General features: G+C 63.7%; 1 protein-coding gene. It reads right to left on the bottom strand.

Annotation, left to right across the window (positions count from 1 at the left end):
* On the bottom strand, window positions 1-590 hold a 590-nt coding region (locus NE609_RS17320), incomplete at both ends, for a hypothetical protein (protein ID WP_256153240.1).

Below are 590 nucleotides of genomic sequence, written 5' to 3'. Positions count from 1 at the left end.
AAAGCCTGTGCGGTTGCCCGCCGCATCGTAGGCGAAGCTCTTGACGACGCCGTCCGATTCCGCCTGTTCCACAAGGCGGCCCCGCGCGTCGTAGCGGTAGGTCACCGCCAGCGTACCGTTCGCGCCGGACAGCTTCTGGTTCGTCTTGGTATAGCCGTAGGCGATGCTCTCAGGGATGCCATCCACCGTCACCGTCTCGGAGAGGACGCGGTCCAGCGCGTCATAGGCATAGACGGTCGTGTTCTTATTGCGGTCGGTCTTGCTCACGAGCTGTCCCACCGCGTCATAGACGCAGGTCTCCACAAGGTAGAGCGGATCGTCCGCCGGCAGCGCGTTGCTGCGCGGGTCCACCATTTTGACGACCTTGCCGAAGCGGTTATATTCGCAGGTGGTCTTTGCCGCGCCGGCCGGGGAATCGCCGAGCATGCCGGTGTACATCGCGACCTTGTTGCCTGCGGCGTCGTATTCGTACCGCGTGCGGTTTTCGCTCCCGTCCGCTTCAAAGAGAATGGTATCGACGACGCGGTTCCGGCTGTCGTAGCGGTATTCGGTCTTTCGCCACGCCTCCGGCTCGCCCGGGGCGCTGCACA

This window comes from Anaerotruncus sp. DFI.9.16 (assembly GCF_024461615.1).
GTDB classification, from domain to species: domain Bacteria; phylum Bacillota; class Clostridia; order Oscillospirales; family Ruminococcaceae; genus Anaerotruncus; species Anaerotruncus massiliensis.
This window is presented reverse-complemented; position numbering and strand designations above follow the sequence as displayed.